16 protein-coding genes are annotated in these 18,099 nt (G+C 43.7%); 6 read left to right on the top strand and 10 right to left on the bottom strand.

Annotated features, from left to right (window positions below):
* The first annotated feature begins 67 nt into the window (after positions 1 to 67).
* Positions 68 to 1,885 (top strand): tetratricopeptide repeat protein, encoded by a 1,818-nt coding sequence (locus tag WG943_RS10805; protein ID WP_340408886.1) that lies wholly within the window; start codon positions 68 to 70, stop codon positions 1,883 to 1,885.
* Positions 1,886 to 2,142: 257 nt separating this feature from the next.
* Complete coding sequence (gene recJ, locus WG943_RS10800; RefSeq protein ID WP_340408885.1) at positions 2,143 to 3,849, top strand: single-stranded-DNA-specific exonuclease RecJ; 1,707 nt, start codon at positions 2,143 to 2,145, stop codon at positions 3,847 to 3,849.
* A 65-nt stretch (positions 3,850 to 3,914) separates the two neighbouring features.
* Here recJ and WG943_RS10795 read toward each other — a convergent pair whose 3' ends face one another.
* The gene (locus tag WG943_RS10795; protein ID WP_340408884.1) at positions 3,915 to 4,721 is read right to left on the bottom strand and encodes a glycoside hydrolase family 25 protein; all 807 of its coding nucleotides are present in this window, start codon (positions 4,719 to 4,721) and stop codon (positions 3,915 to 3,917) included.
* A 194-nt stretch (positions 4,722 to 4,915) separates the two neighbouring features.
* Between WG943_RS10795 and lptB the strand changes: the two genes are divergently transcribed.
* Together lptB and WG943_RS10785 are read left to right on the top strand one after the other, a co-directional pair.
* Complete coding sequence (lptB, locus tag WG943_RS10790) at positions 4,916 to 5,647, top strand: LPS export ABC transporter ATP-binding protein (protein WP_340408883.1); 732 nt, start codon at positions 4,916 to 4,918, stop codon at positions 5,645 to 5,647.
* A gap of 439 nt (positions 5,648 to 6,086) precedes the next feature.
* On the top strand, positions 6,087 to 7,577 hold the full coding sequence (locus WG943_RS10785; RefSeq protein ID WP_340408882.1) for a GH3 auxin-responsive promoter family protein: 1,491 nt from the start codon (positions 6,087 to 6,089) through the stop codon (positions 7,575 to 7,577).
* 170 nt (positions 7,578 to 7,747) lie between these two features.
* On the opposite strand, the gene WG943_RS10780 is transcribed toward WG943_RS10785, so the two are convergent.
* From WG943_RS10780 to gltX, 4 genes are all read right to left on the bottom strand, one after another.
* Entirely contained in the window at positions 7,748 to 7,948 is a 201-nt protein-coding gene (locus WG943_RS10780; protein WP_340408881.1) for a hypothetical protein, read from the bottom strand.
* 82 nt (positions 7,949 to 8,030) lie between these two features.
* A complete protein-coding gene (locus tag WG943_RS10775; RefSeq protein WP_340408879.1) occupies positions 8,031 to 8,798 on the bottom strand; it encodes a TIGR00266 family protein in 768 nt (255 codons plus the stop codon).
* Positions 8,799 to 8,928: 130 nt separating this feature from the next.
* A complete protein-coding gene (locus WG943_RS10770) occupies positions 8,929 to 9,300 on the bottom strand; it encodes a hypothetical protein (protein ID WP_340408878.1) in 372 nt (123 codons plus the stop codon).
* A 131-nt stretch (positions 9,301 to 9,431) separates the two neighbouring features.
* Positions 9,432 to 10,973: a glutamate--tRNA ligase gene (gene gltX, locus WG943_RS10765; protein ID WP_340408876.1), complete on the bottom strand. Its 1,542-nt coding sequence runs from the start codon at positions 10,971 to 10,973 to the stop codon at positions 9,432 to 9,434.
* Between the two features lie 188 nt (positions 10,974 to 11,161).
* Between gltX and WG943_RS10760 the strand changes: the two genes are divergently transcribed.
* Positions 11,162 to 12,193 carry a YihY/virulence factor BrkB family protein gene (locus WG943_RS10760; RefSeq protein ID WP_340408875.1) on the top strand — a complete coding sequence of 344 codons (1,032 nt, stop codon included), beginning with the start codon at positions 11,162 to 11,164 and terminating at the stop codon, positions 12,191 to 12,193.
* Between the two features lie 67 nt (positions 12,194 to 12,260).
* Here the strand turns inward: WG943_RS10760 and WG943_RS10755 are convergent, their stop codons facing one another.
* On the bottom strand, positions 12,261 to 12,701 hold the full coding sequence (locus tag WG943_RS10755; protein WP_340408874.1) for a hypothetical protein: 441 nt from the start codon (positions 12,699 to 12,701) through the stop codon (positions 12,261 to 12,263).
* A 96-nt stretch (positions 12,702 to 12,797) separates the two neighbouring features.
* Entirely contained in the window at positions 12,798 to 13,178 is a 381-nt protein-coding gene (locus WG943_RS10750; protein ID WP_340408872.1) for a RidA family protein, read from the bottom strand.
* A 47-nt stretch (positions 13,179 to 13,225) separates the two neighbouring features.
* On the opposite strand from WG943_RS10750, the gene WG943_RS10745 reads away from it, so the two are divergent.
* Positions 13,226 to 13,915, top strand: a complete 690-nt coding sequence (locus tag WG943_RS10745) for a 3-hydroxyacyl-CoA dehydrogenase family protein (RefSeq protein WP_340408870.1) — start codon at positions 13,226 to 13,228, stop codon at positions 13,913 to 13,915.
* Between the two features lie 98 nt (positions 13,916 to 14,013).
* Here WG943_RS10745 and glmS read toward each other — a convergent pair whose 3' ends face one another.
* From glmS to WG943_RS10730, 3 genes are all read right to left on the bottom strand, one after another.
* A complete protein-coding gene (gene glmS, locus WG943_RS10740) occupies positions 14,014 to 15,849 on the bottom strand; it encodes a glutamine--fructose-6-phosphate transaminase (isomerizing) (protein ID WP_340408869.1) in 1,836 nt (611 codons plus the stop codon).
* Between the two features lie 71 nt (positions 15,850 to 15,920).
* Positions 15,921 to 17,300: a DUF4270 domain-containing protein gene (locus tag WG943_RS10735; protein ID WP_340408868.1), complete on the bottom strand. Its 1,380-nt coding sequence runs from the start codon at positions 17,298 to 17,300 to the stop codon at positions 15,921 to 15,923.
* Positions 17,284 to 18,096: a glycogen/starch synthase gene (locus WG943_RS10730; RefSeq protein ID WP_340408867.1), complete on the bottom strand. Its 813-nt coding sequence runs from the start codon at positions 18,094 to 18,096 to the stop codon at positions 17,284 to 17,286. The genes WG943_RS10735 and WG943_RS10730 overlap by 17 nt, the downstream gene beginning before the upstream one ends.
* Positions 18,097 to 18,099 lie beyond the last annotated feature (3 nt).

Genomic DNA, 18,099 nt, shown 5'->3' with positions numbered 1-18,099 from the left:
CCGTAACTTCAATTTATCTGGCGCCTAATTACATCAACTTCCGGCTACTAAACGTTTTAAGTATACTATGCCAACAATAATATTCCGCATTTTACTTAGTGCTATACTTGTGCTTATAGTAACGTTTGCCGCCACAGCCCAGAACCAAGAGCTGCAGCTAGCCCGCGAGTACTATAGCAAAGGCGACTACGCCAAGGCAGAAGAGCTTTATAACAAGCTGATAGAGCAACCGAGGTACTTTCAGGCAGTATACCCCGATTATCTGAAGGTTTTGCTTGCGCAGCGTAACTACAAAGAGGCCGAGAAACTGGTAAAGAAAACAGCCAAACGCTACCCTGATATGCCCAACTATCAGGTTGACCTAGGAAGAATATACCAAGCCGCAGGCGACAAGGCCGCAGCCGAAAAGCATTTTAACAAACTTATTGAGCAGCTGAAGCCGGAGCAGGTATTAGTGGTAGCCAGTGTTTTTATGCAAAACGATCTTTTTGATTATGCAGAAAAAGCGTACCTGCGCGGTCGTGAACTTACAGGCAATCCGCTAGAGCATAACAGATCCCTAATCGCACTGTATGCTTATCGGCAGAAAAACACCAATCTGATACCTGAAATACTAAACCTGCTGCAGGCAGATGAAAACGAACTGGGATACGTGCAGAACATGCTACAGAACAGTATGCGCGAAGAAAAGAACCTGGACGAATTAGAGAAAGAACTCATTCTGCGCGTGCAGCAGAACCCAGATAAACTAGCTTATAACGAACTTCTGATCTGGCTTTACATACAACGCAAGGACTTTTACGCAGCTTTGATGCAGGCCCGTGCTGTAGACAAACGCACCCGCAGTGGCGGTACTCGAGTAATGGAATTAGGAGCCATCAGCCTGAAGAACAACGACTACGAGGGAGCCATAGAAGCCTACGAATACATTGTAAAAGAGTATCCGGAGGGGCCATACTACCTTATAGCCCGGCAGCGGTTAATAAACGCACGTGAAGAGCAGGTACAAAATACTTTTCCAGTTGATAAAGATAAGATAGGAGCACTAATAACAGATTATGAAGCTTTATTAAGCGAAGTAGGCCGTTCTGCTAAAACAGTAGAGGTGCTGCAACACATGGCCGGTTTGTATGCGTTTTACCTCAACGATAGAGAAAAGGCTATTGCACTGCTACAGGAAGCTATTGACATGCCACGTGCCAACCTTGATTTGGTGGCAAACAGCAAGTTAACATTGGGTGATATTTACCTGCTAAAGGGAGAGCCCTGGGAAAGTACGCTACTTTACTCGCAAGTAGAGCGATCGCATAAAGAAACAACCATAGGGCATGAGGCAAAGCTGCGAAATGCTCGATTAAACTACTACAAAGGTGATTTTGAGCTGGCGCAGGCGCACCTGGATATATTAAAGCTAGCCACCAGCCGCGAAATTGCCAACGATGCCATGAACCTGAGCCTTCTGATTACAGACAACACCGGTTTGGATACCTCCACAGTAGCTATGGAAGAATATGCGGCTATCGATCTGCTGGTATTCCAGAACAAGCTACCCGAGGCAATAGCGGCATTGGATGAGATGCTGCAGAAGTACTCCGGCCACAGCTTAACAGACGAAATATACTTCCAAAAAGCAAATATCTACGAGCGTATGGGGAAGTTTGAGCAAGCTATTGATAACCTGAACAAGATAGTAAGTAACCCACAGTATGATATTTTAAGTGATGATGCTTTGTACAGAATGGCTTATATCTACGAAGAAAATCTAAAAGATCCGGGAAAGGCACAGCAGCTGTACAACGATTTCCTGATAAAGCACCAGGGTAGCATTTATATGGCAGAGGCTCGTAAACGATTCCGTAAATTACGCGGCGATGCTGTAAATTAGAGTTAGCTAATCACCAAAGAAGATAACAAGTATAAGGATGAAGATGATGAAGAATCCATACATCACCAGGTCAAGCGAATAATTTTTATACTTTTCGTAAATCTCTCTGAATCGTTTCACGATCAATCCTGTTCTACTTCTATCGCAAAGATAGAATTTTTTGAGTGTAAGATGTGCAGCAGCCGGTAAGTTTGCCCCCGAAATACCCTTAAATTAGCTACCTTTGCCATGAATTAAATGCAGTGTAGCTGAAGTATATGGAGAAAAGGTGGGTATATAATCAGGAGGCGCCAGCCGATGTAGTAGAAGGCCTTGCTGAAAGCCTTAAGATTAGCCCTACACTTGCCGCTATACTTTGCCAACGCGATATCTGCACTTTCGAAGAAGCCAAGCACTTTTTTCGCCCCAGCCTAGCCGACCTGCACGACCCATTCCTGATGAAGGACATGCATCATGCCGTAAATCGCCTGAACGATGCTTTACACGGTAATGAGAAGATCATGGTGTATGGCGACTACGATGTAGATGGCACTACCTCTGTAGCATTAATGTATGGCTTCCTGCGCAATTATACTTCCAACGTTGATTTTTACATCCCGGATAGGTATAAAGAAGGCTACGGTGTTTCTTTTCAGGGTGTAGATTATGCCTCCGAAAATGGCTTTAGCCTGATCATAAGCCTTGACTGTGGTATAAAATCTGCCGATAAGGTGGCTTATGCTTCTGAAAGAGGTATTGATTTTATTATCTGCGACCATCACTTGCCAGACGAGGACATACCAAAAGCAGTTGCTGTGCTGGATCCAAAGCAGGTCGATTGTCCTTACCCATACAAAGAACTTTCGGGTTGCGGCGTGGGCTTTAAATTGCTACAGGCTTTCTGTTTCCAGAATGATATTGACCAAGAGGAGGTATACAAGCTGCTGGACTTGCTGGTAGTAAGTATAGCCTCTGACATTGTACCAATAACCGGGGAGAACCGCATACTTGCCTATTATGGGCTACGTCACCTAAACGGGCCTCAGCCTATGCGCCCAGGTTTGGATGCGCTGAAAGAACTGGCAGGTATAACCAGCGAGATGGATATCACCAGTATCGTATTTGGTTTTGCCCCACGCATCAATGCTGCCGGACGTATGGGCGATGCAAAGAACTCAGTGCGTATGCTGCTAGCTCAGACAAAGGAAGAAGCTTTCAAGATGGCTGATATCATTAACGAGTCTAACAAAGAGCGTCGCGACAAGGACAGCAATATTACCAAAGAGGCCCTGCAAATGATAGAGGAGGATGATTTCCTGCGCAGCGCCAACTCTACTGTTTTATTTAAGGATAACTGGCATAAAGGTGTGATCGGAATTGTGGCCTCACGCTGCATTGAGAAATACTACCGGCCTACCATCATACTTACTCAATCTAACGGCAAAGCATCAGGCTCTGCGCGTTCGGTGCATGGGTTTAATGTACATAATGCAATAGAGAGTTGTTCAGACCTGCTTGATCAGTTTGGTGGACATATGTATGCAGCCGGCTTAACCTTACCTGTAGAGAATATACCGGCCTTCAGAGAGCGTTTCGAGAAAGTGGTGGCCGATACCATTACAGAAGAGCAAAAGATTCCTCAGATAGAGATAGACGGCAAGCTAGAGCTAAAGCAGATTACGCGTAACTTCTACAACATTGTGCGGCAGATGGAGCCGTTTGGCCCGGGTAACATGAGGCCCGTGTTTGTGTCAGAGTGCGTGTATGATACCGGCAGCGTAAGAATAGTTGGAGATTCCCACCTGAAGCTGCGCCTGACGCAAGATGGTTACTATAGTATTGATGCTATAGGTTTCGGCCTTAGCGACTATTACCACAAAATAGCAAAAGGCATTCCGTTTGACTTGTGTTATACAGTTGAAGAGAATATTTACAGGGGTGTTATAACGCTTCAGCTCCGCATCAAAGATATCCGGGTAAAATAAACAAGAAAGGCTCCCTTAATAGGAGCCTTTCTTGTTTTAACCTCAATGTAAACAATAATTAAAAACTATGGCTTTGGGTACATGTGCTTTAATTGCTGCAGCGGGCTTTCCTGTACAACTACATTATCTTGCAGGCAAAGCTGAGCCAGTGTTTCAAAGTCACCGGCAAAAAAATTAATATCTACCGCAGAATTTATACCTGATATACTTCCCTTATCTGTAAACTGCCAAAACATCCAGCTGTCGGTGTGGTGAATTTCGGGCTGGTTTTCGCTGTAGCGTGCTATCCAAAAATGGTATTCCGGAAAGTGCCCCTTTAGGTGGCGGCGGTAAAAATTTTGTCCGGTATAGATAATGGGCTTTACACCGTAGTGTGCAGTTACAGCCTCCAGCCAGGTTCTTATACTTTTACGCATCACATCACCCCCGATCTTAGCATCGTATACCTCAATATCTAATACAGGAGGTAAGTCGCCGGCCTCCAAAGTAACAGTGCTTAAAAATAAGTCTATCTGGCCCTGTACAGGTGCCTCTGGCTTAAAAAAGTGATAAGCACCACGCTTGATGCCATGGCGTTTGGTTTCTTCCCAATTACGGGCAAAGTATGGGTCCAGCCTGAAATCGCCTTGGGTAGCCTTTACAAACGCAAAAGATACATCCGACTCCTTTACTAAAGACCAATCAACATCTTTTTGCCAACGAGACACATCTATGCCTTTTAGAGAAGTTGTAGAAGTAGAGGTGGTAGTAGATTTGGGATCGTTGTTATCAGGCGCAGAAGTATTGTCAGCTACTCCGGTGTAGCTTGCAAGCAGTAATAATCCGGACACCACCAGCTTGTGACTGGCTGAAATGAGTAAAGAAAAAATCATAAAGGCGGTTGTAAAGTAAGCGAGCTATTAAATTAGCTATTAATTTGATCGCTGTCAATACTTTATAGTAACGATCATAAAATATATTTATTATGTATAAATAGTAAATATCTAATATTGTAAAGTGGTATTTTGGAATGAGGCTATAAAGATGTACGTTGCAGGATGCAACCATAATGCGTAATTTAGCCCCGATGATACTGAGAGCAGAACACCTAATAAAGAAGTATAAGTCTCGCCTTGTTGTAAATGATGTGAGCGTAGAGGTTAACCAAGGAGAGATAGTAGGTTTGCTGGGGCCAAATGGTGCCGGTAAAACAACTTCGTTTTATATGATTGTGGGGCTGATAAAGCCAAATAGCGGCAAAATTTTCTTAGATGATAAAGAAATAACCGACCTGCCGATGTACCAGCGCGCCAAGCGGGGTGTAGGTTACCTGGCGCAGGAGGCGTCGGTGTTCAGGCAACTTACGGTGGAGGAGAATATTCTGTCGGTGTTGGAAATGACAAACCTGCCGAAGCAGGCGCAGCGCGAAAAAGTAGAGGAGTTGCTGGAGGAGTTCTCGCTAACCCATGTGCGTAAAAATAAAGGCATTGTACTTTCGGGTGGTGAGCGCCGACGTACCGAAATTGCCCGGGCCCTTGCTGTAGACCCAAAGTTCGTGCTGCTCGATGAGCCTTTTGCTGGCGTAGACCCAATTGCCGTGGAGGAAATCCAGAGTATAGTAGCCAAGTTAAAGAATAAAAATATCGGTATCCTGATAACCGACCACAACGTAAACGAAACCCTGTCTATTACCGACCGTGCATATTTGCTGTTTGAGGGTAAAATACTGAAAGCCGGTACTGCCGAAGAACTGGCTGCCGACGAGCAAGTGCGCCGTGTATACTTGGGTAAACATTTTGAGTTGAAGAGGAAGATTTAATTGCTGATTGCTAATTGTTGATTGTTTTTCGCCTAGAGTGAAATCATGAGCGAGAAAAGCATCATCAGCTAAATGATTTAGAATCATACAAGGTAGCGTTCAGTCTGAGTAACTATGTATGGTCAAAAGTAGATTTGTGGAGTCACTTTGCAAAAAACACAGTTGGCATACTACAATAAAAAAGATAAGATAAAATTCTACCGGTATGCGTGGGCACAGTTTTGAGTGCTACGACTGGAATGAAAAGAGCCGGGTCCGGAAACTGCTAAGCCAGGAAGAGTATGAGCAAGTGTTGCACTATTGCAAAAATTGCCCAAATTAATAGATGGCTTGGTAAAGCTGACGAATGATAATCTGAAGGACTAGCCTTAAAACAATCAACAATTAACAATCAGCAATTACCACTTTGGAGATTATAAACTCAATCGTAACCTGGGTAATGAAGAAGCGGATCCATGATATTGATCTGTTTCGGAAATATCCGCATGAAGTACAGCAGGAGTTGTTCCAGAACCTGATTAGTACAGCGAAGGGAACTGAGTGGGGCAAGAAGTATGGCTATAAAGATGGCTTGTCTATTCGGGAGTTTCAGGAGCGGGTACCTGTGTGCACTTACGAAGAGCTATACCCATACATAGAGCGTGTCATGAAAGGCGAGCAGAACCTGCTGTGGCCAAGTAAGATTGAGTGGTTTGCCAAATCATCTGGCACTACAAATGCCCGCAGCAAGTATATCCCTGTTAGCCCGGAAAGTTTGGAAGATTGCCATTACAAAGGTGGCAAGGACATGCTCTCCATTTACGTAAACCTGTTTCCAGAAACAAAACTGTTTACTGGCAAGGGCCTCTCTATTGGTGGCAGCCACCGCCCCAGCGAGTTAAACTCTAAGATGAACTGCGGCGATGTGTCTGCTGTGATTATGCAGAACCTGCCTATCTGGGCGGAGGCCATGCGAACTCCGCCGCTAAAGGTAGCCCTGATGGATAAGTGGGAGGAGAAGATAGAGAAGATGGTAGAGCTTACCGTGCAGGAGAACGTAACCAGCATGAGTGGCGTGCCTACATGGACCTATGTACTGCTGAAGCGGATATTAGAAGTTACAGGCAAGAATAATATACTTGAAGTATGGCCAAATCTGGAGCTCTTTACACACGGTGCTGTGGCATTTGGACCGTATCGCCAATTGTTCAGAGATATCATTCCTTCCGATAAAATGAATTACCTCGAAGTATATAATGCTTCTGAGGGCTTCTTCGGCATACAAGACCAAGCCGGCACTGAAGATGAAATGCTGCTGATGCTGGACTACGGTGTATACTACGAATTTATACCTGTGAGCCAGTTTGAGGAAGAAAATCCAATAACCCTGACACTGGACCAGGTAGAACTTGGCAAAAACTACGCTCTTGTTATTTCTACAAATGCAGGCCTATGGCGCTACAAAATCGGAGATACTATCCGCTTTACCAACTTAAGTCCGTACCGCATTAAGATTTCAGGGCGCACCAAACATTACATAAATGCTTTTGGCGAAGAGGTGATAGTTGAGAATGCCGAGACTGCCATCACGAAAGCATGCCAAACAACAGATGCGGTAATTTCCAATTTCACGGCCGCTCCTGTTTACATGGAAAGCGGCAAGCGCGGCGGACACGAATGGCTGATAGAGTTTGAGAAAGAACCAAACAACCTGCAGCAGTTCACGCAGGTGCTGGACGAGACGCTCCGAGAAATAAACTCTGATTATGATGCCAAACGACAGAACGATATTGCGTTGCAGGAACCTATTGTACATATAGCTCCAGAAGGTACTTTCCTAAACTGGCTCCGTGATAAAGGCAAATTAGGAGGTCAGAATAAAATACCTCGTCTTAGTAATACCCGTGAGTATCTGGAAGAAATGATGAGCTACATGGAGGTGAAGAGTTAATGCCTGCTGTACTATCTTGGGCATTAAGCTTATACTTACTGAAAGGTTAATTTATTAGTGATCACCTAGAATTTTAAAAAAACAGAAACTATACTATAAAAGCAATACCCCCGGCATGTAATACTTACCGAGGGTGTTGCTTTTATATAGAGTAACTCAAAAAATAGAGCTTACCATAACTGATAGACAGCTGCATACAAACCTAATCCGAGAAATAGTAGCAGTAAAACATTAGCAATAATAGGTATCTTCTTATCCTTTACTTCTTTATAACGGACAACATTGAGCGTCACAAGACCAAGCAAAATAAGGTTGGTAATAGTTAGCACTTTGTTAACGAAGCGCCACCCGTTTCTGATTTCTGCTGCCATATATTTTAGCTTTCTTTGACTAAGGCTTATTTCTGCATCCTATACTAGTATACTCTATTGCTAATTAGAAGCGCAGTGCGCCCTATTCCATAAAACTGCTGAACATGCCGCCTTCTTTTTTGGCGTTTTCTCCGCGTGGCATCAGTGCCTCAATCAACTTCTTCACTGGCATCGACTGCAGCCATACTCTGCCCGTACCACGCAGCGTAGCTAAGAACAAGCCTTCACCACCAAATATCATCGATTTTAAACCGCCTGCACGCTGCACACTAAAATCAATGCCCTCTTCAAAAGCAACCACACAACCAGTATCTACGCGTAGGGTTTCGTTGTTTAGCTGCTTTTCTACCACGGTGCCGCCGGCATGTATAAAGGCTCTGCCATCGCCTTGCAAACGCTGAAGTATAAAACCCTCGCCGCCAAAGAAGCCGGAGCCCAGGCGCTGGTTAAAATGGATGCTGAGCTTTGTGCCGAGTGCAGCTGCCAGGAAAGCGTCTTTTTGAGTTATAAGAGCGCTATTGCGCATCATACTTAAGTCTACCGGAAGTATGGTGCCAGGGTAGGGGGCTGAGAAAGCAACATGGCTTTTGCCGTGGCCGCGATGGGTAAAGTGCGTCATAAACAGCGACTCGCCTGTAATTAAGCGGCTACCAGCAGAAACTAACTTTCCTAAAAAGCCTTGGCTCGGGTTAGAGCCGTCTCCCATTTTAGTTTCGAAATCGATACCTTCTTCCATGTATACCATGGCGCCAGCCTCGGCAATTACTGTTTCGTTTGGATCTAGCTCAATTTCCAGTACCTGTATGTCATTACCAAAAATTTTGTAGTCTATCTCGTGTGAGTTTCTCATAGTTGTTTAGATTATTTTAATAACATATGAAAGATAGCTTTTTATTCTAAATAATGGAAGAAGGGCAAGTAGCTAAACAAAGTTTAACCACTTGCCCTTCTGACTAAGGCTCATATACTGCGTTTAAAAGCTATACTTCCTCGTCTTCGTCATCTTCGCTTCCTTTTTTGCGACGACGTGCTTTAGGTAAGTCTTTTTCTTCATCTTCCTCGTTAGACGTTCCGCTGGTATTGCGTACAAAGTCCTCATCGGTTTCTTCTACCTCTTCACTTTCCTCTACATGATACTCTTCCTCTTCTTCACGTTTCGCTTTCTCGGCGGCATCGCGCTTCATCAGCTTCTTATCATCCACATTCTTATTCAAGAACTCGTTGATGCGGTCTATGCTATAGTTAGACATAATTTCGCCGTGCTCGTTTACTTTTATCTCAAATCCTTCGAGGTCTTTGTGCACCCGAGATTTTTTCTTGCTGCTCTTGCTCTCTTTTTTATTTTTAGCCATGATTTTCTAGGTTATACTTACTGATGTATAAGCTAAGAAGAGCTAATTTGTTACAAGCCAGCCAAAAGTGCCGGAAATAAAAGAGGCCAGCCCTGTAGGGCTGGCCTCTTTTATTTTATACTTTGCTATGCTTAAGCTGTAGCGTATTGGCTCAGTTTTTCTATAGCAGCCTCGATGCGGTTAGCAGTTTCTTCACGGCCAATCACTTCAATAATCTGCATGAGGTCAGGGCCAGCTTCTGCACCGGTTACAGCTAAGCGCAGTGCCTGCATAACCTGGCCAATCTTCATGCCGTGGCGTTCAAGTATGGCTATAAGCAAGTCTTTAACGGCATCAGCATTGAAATTCTCCAGCGAAGAAAGCTCATTTTTAAACTCTTCGAATACGGCAACAGACTGGCTATTCCACTTCTTAGAGGCTACTTTTTCGCTGTATTCTGTTGGGGCTACAAAGAAATACTCAGCCTCTTTCCAGAAATCCTGCGGAAAGCTTACACGCTCTTTCATCAGGCCTGCGATCTTCTCTGCTTTCTCCTGTGTAGTAGTTATGTCGTGCTCCTCTAATGCGTTCATTAAGTAGCCAGCCAATTCGCTATCTGGCTTAGCGCGCAGGTACTGCTCATTAAACCAACGTGCCTTCTGGATATCAAAACGAGTACCTGACTTACCGATACGCTCTACAGAGAACTCCTGAATTAGCTCATCCATAGAGAAGATCTCCTGCTGCGTGCCCGGGTTCCAACCTAAAAATGCAAGGAAGTTAGTAAAGGCCTCTGGTAAATAACCGCTCTCACGGTAGCCAGAAGATACTTCGCTTGTAAACGGATCTTGCCAACGCAGTGGGAATACCGGGAAGCCCAGCTTGTCGCCGTCGCGCTTGCTCAGTTTACCGTTTCCGTCTGGCTTCAGCAGCAGTGGCAGGTGCGCAAACTCAGGCATAGTGTCTTCCCAGCCTAAGTAGCGGTACAGCAACACGTGAAGCGGTGCAGACGGCAACCACTCCTCCCCACGAATTACGTGCGTAATCTTCATCAGGTGGTCGTCCACAATGTTAGCCAGGTGGTACGTTGGCATACCATCAGACTTCATCAATACTTTATCATCAATGGCAGAAGAGTGTACCATTACCCAACCACGGATCAGGTCTTTTAGGCGTACTTCTTCTTTGCGAGGTACTTTCAAACGGATCACGTACGGGTCGCCGGACTCCAGGCGCTTCTTCACTTCATCCTCTGGCAGGGTAAGTGAGTTTTTCATAGTGGCGCGCGTAATCGCGTTATACTGTGGCGTAGCTACCTTGGCAGCCTTTAAGCGCTCACGCATTTCCTCCAGCTCCTCAGCGGTATCAAAGGCATAGTAAGCGTGGCCGCTCTCTACCAGCTGCAGGGCGTACTGCATGTACATTGGCTTGCGCTCCGACTGGCGGTAAGGGGCGTACGGGCCACCGTTCCAGGGGCTTTCGTCCAATTCAATGCCGCACCACTCCAGCGACTCACGAATGTAATCTTCGGCACCAGGCACAAAACGGTTCTGGTCTGTGTCCTCGATACGCAAAATCATTTTACCGCCTGTTTTACGGGCTAGCAAAAAATTGTAAAGGGCGGTGCGTACACCACCGATATGGAGAGGCCCGGTCGGGCTTGGGGCAAAGCGTACTCTAACTTCTCTTTCCATGTATAGTTCTTGTATTCGAATCTCGATTTGGTGCAAAGGTACAAAATAAACTTATGGTTTCGGTAACGCTAACAGGCAGTGTGTTTTGCAAAGTATAAATAACACATGAGTTAGTTTGCTGTTGCCATAGTATAAACATAATCAGCTAATTGCGTATTGGCTATATAGATATAAAGAGGCAACTTGTAATGGTGCGTAAAAGATTATTAATGTCGTGGGGCTTGCTAAAGGAAACTTGGTTGGAGTTTCTTGATAATAAATCCTTCCAGAAAGGAGCTGCACTGGCATATTATACCATTTTTGCGTTGCCACCCATGCTTATCATCATCATCAGTGCCGCAGGTTACTTTTTCGGGGAGCAGGCTGTTTCCGGGGAAATATACTTTCGCATTAAAGAACTTATAGGCTCTGAAGGAGCCTATTCGGTACAGAAGATGGTGGAGAATGTAAATGAGTTTGGCGATTTTAACATTGCTGCTATCATAGGTGCTGCTGCCTTGTTCGTAGCGGCTACTGGTGTTTTTATATCGCTGCAGGACTCTTTAAACGAAATTTGGTATGTAAAGCCTGTGCCTAAGCGGGGGTACCTTAAACTGATACTGGATCGTGTGCTTTCTTTTGGGATGATACTGGCCATTGCCATTATCTTGCTGCTATCACTGCTGGCAAATACTATTCTGGTAGCCATCGGAGATTTTTTAACTGCACGATTCTCCGGCTGGATAATTTACGTAATACATGCGGCTAACTTTTTGTCTGCCTTTCTACTAATGTCTTTCTTGTTTGCCTGTATTTATAAGTTTTTGCCGGATGCAAAGATTAAATGGCGTGATGTGGGGGTAGGGGCATTGGTTACTTCGCTGCTCTTCGTGCTGTTCAGGGGGCTGATCGGGTTTTACTTGGGTAATACAGATGTCGGGTCCGTTTATGGGGCAGCTGGTTCTATTGTGGTTATACTAACTTGGGTATTCTTTACCTCACAAATTATCTTTTTCGGTGCCGTTTTCACGTTTGTGTATTCCCGTAAGTATGGCTTTAACATTTATCCTGCAGATTATGCCGTGCGCGTGATAAGGCAGGAGGTGGAGGTGGGTAACTCTGCTGTTAACGCAGAACCCGGTAAACATGATAAGGAAGTATATGGGGATTTAGAGGAGGAAGAAGAGGAAGAGCCTACTGTGACTGATGAGGGAGAAAAGCAGGAGGGAGCGAATATTTAAAATTTAGTAGTAATACTTTCAGCCGCCCTTGCTGTGTGTTTCATCAGCAAGTATGTTGGCGGGTTTTTTAGTTATAAGTGGAGCTTGTTTTAGGAAAAATCCGCTTAGCATAAGGAGTAAAGCTAAGTATAAAAGGACTTGTAAAGGTTGAAAGTACTAATATGAAAAAGAAAGATTCAGTAAAGTATGCTACTGCAAAAGGAAATAATATTGAATAGAACAATGATAGGATAATGTATAAAGAACTGTTTTTAATTGCTAACCTAAGAGTTGCTTTTTTTATAGCAATGTAATCAGGTAAATAATATACTGCCGCTATCCATAATGGAAAGTATAAGATTAATCTCAATGAATTTATTTCTATACTATCTTTTAAAGCAGATTCTATAGCTAAAGGAGGCACTTTGTACTGATATATGCTATCAAGTTGAAGTAAAAAAGTACACAGTAAAAACTCTATTACAAATAGAGCTAGGCCAAGGAATACTATTTTTACAAACTGTGTCATCAACCGTAGTTTTAGAAATAAGTTAAAAACAACAAAAGACAAAGAACCCATACTTGGCTCCTTTGTCCTTTGTCAAAAACTCTTTTGTCTAAAAAACTACTTCGTTGCAATGCAGGAGATCTCCACGTTCACGTCCTTTGGCAAACGGCTTACTTCTACTGTTTCGCGGGCAGGTGGATTGCTGGTGAAGTAGCTGCCGTAGGTCTCGTTAATTTTTCCGAAGTTGTTTAAATCTTTCACAAAGATGGTACACTTAAGCACGTTATTGAAATCCATGCCTGCCTCCGAAAGTATGGCCTGCAGGTTCTGCATCACTTTGTGCGTTTCGTTCTCGATGCTATCGTTTACCAGATTCCCGCTTTCTGCATCTAGCGCAATTTGCCCTGATACATAAAGGGTTCCATTTGCTAAAGTTGCCTGGCTATATGGGCCAATTGGAGCAGGAGCTTTGGTAGAGTTGATAATAGTATGTGCCATAGTAGATTCTTTTAAATGTGTATATTTACCATCAAAAGTACAGAAATATGCATATAGTTGTTTTATCTGGTCCGGAAATGGCCGCTGAATTCAAGCAGAAGTTCTCAGAAGAGAAAGAGGGTATAACTTATACTTTTTTGCATTCGCATAACTTGCTGGATCAGCAACTAAACCCAACAGACGTTGTATTTGACTTTTTATTGCATGAGCAGCCGGAGCGCTTAAGTATGTATGCACCGGAGCAGGTAGTATTTTGCAATGCAGCAACTGTACAACTTGCTGCGCTTGTACACCAGAGTGAGCTGGAGCAGCCATGCACTTTAATTGGCTTTAACGGATTACCTACGCTTTTTAATAGACCTGTGCTTGAAGTAAGTCTTCTGAACAAAAAAGATGAGACTAAGCTGAAAGAAGTATGCGAGGTTTTAGGTACAGATTATTTGTTAGTAGATGATCGTGTAGGAATGGTTACGCCTCGCATGATCTGCATGATCATTAACGAAGCTTTTTATACTTTACAAGAGGAGACAGCAGGCGTAGAGGATATAGACCTTGGAATGAAGCTTGGTACTAACTACCCTAAAGGACCTTTTGAGTGGGCCAGTCAGATTGGTATTCGTAATATTTACCGAGTGCTTGAAGCTGTTTACGAAGATACTAAAGAAGAACGCTATAAGATCTGTCCGCTGCTGAAGACAAAGTATCTTAGAGGCGAGGCTTTATTTGTGCAAGTATAAAAAACGGCAGAATTTTAACTGCCTAGAGCATCTTTTATATTTTAGATAAAAGGAAAGGGAGCCAAACGGCTCCCTTTCCTTTTATACATTATTAGCTATTACTCTACCGTAACAGACTTAGCCAAGTTACGAGGTTGGTCTACGTTACAGCCGCGCATTACCGCTATGTGGTAAGAAAGTAACTGCAGCGGAACAACAGATAACAGCGGCATCAGGTGCTCACTTGTTTCCGGTATCTCAATCACGTAATCAGCCATAGAAGGAATGGTAGTATCACCTTCAGTTACAATAGCAATTACCTTACCTTTACGGGCTTTTACTTCCTGTACGTTAGATACAATCTTCTCGTAAGAGCTGTCTTTTGTTGCGATTACCACTACTGGCATCTGCTCATCGATCAAAGCAATTGGGCCGTGCTTCATTTCTGCTGCAGGGTAGCCCTCTGCGTGTATGTAAGAAATCTCTTTCAGCTTAAGTGCGCCTTCCAGTGCCACCGGGAAATTATAACCACGGCCTAAGTATAGGAAGTTAGGTACGTCTTTAAATACTTCTGAAATCTCTACAATCTGGTCGTTCAGCTTAAGCGCTTGCTCAACTTTGGCAGGTATATTTTCTAATTCAGCCATCAGTTGGTGCAGCTTGGAAGTTTCCAAAGTGCCTCGCTTGCTGCCTAAAATCATAGCAATAAGTGTTAACACCGTTACCTGTGCTGTAAAAGCTTTTGTACTTGCCACACCAATCTCAGGGCCAGCATGGGTATAAGCACCAGCATCTGTAGCGCGGGCAATAGAAGAACCTACTACGTTACAAATACCAAATATGGTAGCACCCTTCGACTTCGCTAATTCAATCGCAGCCAACGTGTCGGCAGTCTCACCAGATTGAGAAATGGATATTACAATATCATTCTCTGTGATGATCGGGTTACGGTAACGGAATTCCGAAGCATACTCTACTTCTACTGGAATACGTGCTAGGTCTTCGATTAAATACTCTGCCACCAAGCCAGCATGCCATGATGTACCACAAGCAACTATGATAATACGCTGCGCATTTGCCAGCTTATTTTCATACTCACGCACGCCGCTCATCATCAGGTGGTTGCTCTCAGCAACTAAACGCCCACGCATACTGTCAAGTATAGAGCGTGGCTGCTCATAAATCTCCTTCAGCATGAAGTGCTCGTAACCACCTTTTTCGATAGACTCTAGTTCCATCTCCAGGCGCTGTACGTATGGTGTCTGCTTTACGTCTTCTTTTGTTCTGATTTCCAGCTCGCCATCCTTAATTACTACCAGCTCGTAATCGTTTACATAAATCACATCGTTGGTGTATTCTATAATCGGAGTCGCATCAGAAGCCAGAAAATACTCGCCTTTGCCAACACCAACTACCAATGGGCTACCTTTGCGTGCTGCAATTAGCTCGTTTTGGTTTTCTTTAGAAAGCACAACAATTGCATAAGCACCAACTACCTCATGCATAGCCAAGCGTACTGCCTCTGGCATGCTGCAGTTGTTGTTCACTCTGATATCTTCTATCAGGTTGATAAAAACCTCAGAGTCTGTATCAGACTTAAATGTGTGGCCTTTTTCCTGTAGCAGGGTTTTTAACGCTGCATAGTTTTCAATAATACCATTATGGATGATGGCAATATTTCCTGAGCTTGAGTAGTGTGGGTGTGCATTTCTGTCGTTTGGCTCACCGTGCGTAGCCCAACGTGTATGCCCCATCCCTATGTTGCCATGGATGTCCTTGTCAGACAGGAATTCTTCTAGATCTGATACTTTCCCTTTTTTCTTGAAAACCCTCAGATCACCGTTCATTAAGGCAACTCCTGCGCTGTCATATCCTCGGTACTCTAGTCTTTTTAGACCTTTAATGATAATGGGACAAGCCTCTCTGTGCCCCACGTATGCTACAATTCCACACATACTCCCTTTTTCTTTTAAAATAAAATAGGCGCCTCCTTCAAGGCACCTATCAATGTATAATAATTTGTTTTCTAGTCCAGTTTTGAATAATACACAACCAGCTGCACTTTGCTGTCGCCGGCGTTGCTGATAATAGCTCTAAATGGTCTGATATCTGATGCAACACTAGTGCCCGATTGTGAATTGGTTACTACTGCAGGCGCCAGCAATAAACCATTGTTAGGCTTTTTGCCTAGCAGCATTGCCTGAAAATAAGACGTAATATTCAGAGCATATCTATTACGTTTATTATCAAAAGTAAGTGCAGCCGGAAAAGCTGTGGAATTAATTTGACCTACACCGTTTTGCTGTACAGTTAGAGCATTGCCACTGCCATCTTTTAAGATGCGGTTGGTGTTGTTGGTTTGATACAACAACAATTGTGGAGGTGCTGAAAATGCTCCAGTAGATGCCGCTTTAACAGGAACAATCAGTTCAGCGCGGTTAATTATGATGGTGCCAGCTGCTTCTCTAAAATTTTCAAGGTATGGCAGTGTAAGCTTTGTAAGCAGTTGTGTGTTATTCTGAATATAACTCTCATTGCCATTACCCTCGGTTGCCGGTATAAAATCACCATTCTGAGATAGCTCTGCTACTGCTGTGCCTGCACGGTTGCCTTCAAAGTTTGTAAAGTAATTTACAGCAGAGCCGGATAAACGAAAAGTATGCTTCTTTTTGTCGGCTCCATTCTTATAATGCATCACAATCTTTGAGCTATCGGCTGCTAAGTTAAGCGCTAATATGCTGCTGGGTTCTCCTGCTGGAGCAATTGCTAAACCTTTAAAAAACGCTTTAAAATTAGCCTGAGATTTAAGAGGGTCGTTTCCAGACTGAGCAACAAACTCATTGATCAGGCTTTGCGGAAGCTTTATCTTTACAAGGCGCTTTGCTGCTGTCGAGTCAACATCGAACTGCTTTTTCTTTTCGTAAAGCAAAGGCACTAATGTAGTAGAACCTAGCGGAGCTTCCTGCTTTGCTAAAGTAGTGTTTGTAAAGTATGAAGCTTTCTCCTGAAACCCTTCAGTCAGTCGGAACACATTTAACTTTAATGGCGCTGTTTTGTTGCCATAAATAAAGCTGTAATCCAGCGTTAAAACCATTGAGTCTACCTGCGGATTCTCGCCGAATTTTACATCGGTACCATTAAGCGCCACCTCTGTATAAGTAGTAGCCTTTAAAGTGCCTAATACTGGGTCTGCCAGGTAACCTACCTGCGCAGGGGCAGTTCTAAACGACAGAATTGAGTCAGTTAAAAGTACTGTGCCTGTATTAATAGTAATTGTGTCAGTAAAATTTGTGCCTATCAGGTTCTCATCCTGCAGGTCAATACCAATATCTGTAGGGTCATCGCAGGATGCAAGGGTGGCGATGGAAAAGAAGAATAATAGAAATCTTCTAACGGCTAAGTTCATTATACAGGTTGTAGTATGAGTCTAAAAGGGTGTCGTCGGCGGTAACAGTGTTGATGCTTTTGGTTTGCATAAACTCGTTAAACAGCTCGTTAATGTTATCGCTAAAGTTTTCGTTCGTTTTGATCACAGAGTCAGCGTACTCCATACCGATCTTGATAAAGCTATCTAAATCGGCCGTTTTTAAGTGCTCCAGCATGCTGTCGTCAATATCCAGCATCTTTACTTTTTCTAACAGGTCTCCGTCAAACTTGTGCTTATAATTATGGTTGTACACTGTAAACATAGATTTTGAATCCTTAAAGATAGGATCCTTTTTATATGTTGTTTTCAGGTACATCGGTATCAAGCCTGTCATCCAATCGTTACAATGTACAATATCCGGAGCCCAGCCAAGTTTCTTTACAGTTTCAAGCACGCCCTTGCAGAAGAAGATGGCACGCTCGTCGTTGTCCTGGTGAAATTTATTGTTCTTGTCAACGAAAACGGATTTTCTGTGGAAATAGTCTTCGTTGTCAATAAAATATACTTGCAGCTTTGCATTAGGAATAGAAGCCACCTTAATAATCAACGGTTTCTCGTCGTCGCCAACAGCAATATTAATACCTGAAAGGCGTACCACTTCGTGCAAACGGTTTTTACGCTCGTTAATCAGGCCAAAACGCGGAACAAAAATTCGGATCTCCATCCCTCGCTCCTGCATACCCTGTGGTAACGTCTGTAAAAACTCAGCTACTTTAGTGGTTTGTAAGAAGGGATTGATCTCGGTGGCGGCGTATAAGATTCGCAATTTTGACATGAA

It is taken from the genome of Pontibacter sp. H249 (genome assembly GCF_037892465.1).
Taxonomy (GTDB): Bacteria; Bacteroidota; Bacteroidia; order Cytophagales; family Hymenobacteraceae; genus Pontibacter.
The sequence above is the reverse complement of the archived record's forward strand: the minus strand, read 5'-3'. Positions and strand labels throughout refer to the sequence as shown.

Bases quoted from the DNA above. Each gene is read 5' to 3' on its own strand.
- WG943_RS10805 (WP_340408886.1), top strand. From the start codon at position 68: ATGCCAACAATAATATTCCGCATTTTACTTAGTGCTATACTTGTGCTT.
- recJ (WP_340408885.1), top strand. From the start codon at position 2,143: ATGGAGAAAAGGTGGGTATATAATCAGGAGGCGCCAGCCGATGTAGTA.
- WG943_RS10795 (WP_340408884.1), bottom strand. From the start codon at position 4,721: ATGATTTTTTCTTTACTCATTTCAGCCAGTCACAAGCTGGTGGTGTCC.
- lptB (WP_340408883.1), top strand. From the start codon at position 4,916: ATGATACTGAGAGCAGAACACCTAATAAAGAAGTATAAGTCTCGCCTT.
- WG943_RS10785 (WP_340408882.1), top strand. From the start codon at position 6,087: ATGAAGAAGCGGATCCATGATATTGATCTGTTTCGGAAATATCCGCAT.
- WG943_RS10780 (WP_340408881.1), bottom strand. From the start codon at position 7,948: ATGGCAGCAGAAATCAGAAACGGGTGGCGCTTCGTTAACAAAGTGCTA.
- WG943_RS10775 (WP_340408879.1), bottom strand. From the start codon at position 8,798: ATGAGAAACTCACACGAGATAGACTACAAAATTTTTGGTAATGACATA.
- WG943_RS10770 (WP_340408878.1), bottom strand. From the start codon at position 9,300: ATGGCTAAAAATAAAAAAGAGAGCAAGAGCAGCAAGAAAAAATCTCGG.
- gltX (WP_340408876.1), bottom strand. From the start codon at position 10,973: ATGGAAAGAGAAGTTAGAGTACGCTTTGCCCCAAGCCCGACCGGGCCT.
- WG943_RS10760 (WP_340408875.1), top strand. From the start codon at position 11,162: ATGGTGCGTAAAAGATTATTAATGTCGTGGGGCTTGCTAAAGGAAACT.
- WG943_RS10755 (WP_340408874.1), bottom strand. From the start codon at position 12,701: ATGACACAGTTTGTAAAAATAGTATTCCTTGGCCTAGCTCTATTTGTA.
- WG943_RS10750 (WP_340408872.1), bottom strand. From the start codon at position 13,178: ATGGCACATACTATTATCAACTCTACCAAAGCTCCTGCTCCAATTGGC.
- WG943_RS10745 (WP_340408870.1), top strand. From the start codon at position 13,226: ATGCATATAGTTGTTTTATCTGGTCCGGAAATGGCCGCTGAATTCAAG.
- glmS (WP_340408869.1), bottom strand. From the start codon at position 15,849: ATGTGTGGAATTGTAGCATACGTGGGGCACAGAGAGGCTTGTCCCATT.
- WG943_RS10735 (WP_340408868.1), bottom strand. From the start codon at position 17,300: ATGAACTTAGCCGTTAGAAGATTTCTATTATTCTTCTTTTCCATCGCC.
- WG943_RS10730 (WP_340408867.1), bottom strand. From the start codon at position 18,096: ATGTCAAAATTGCGAATCTTATACGCCGCCACCGAGATCAATCCCTTC.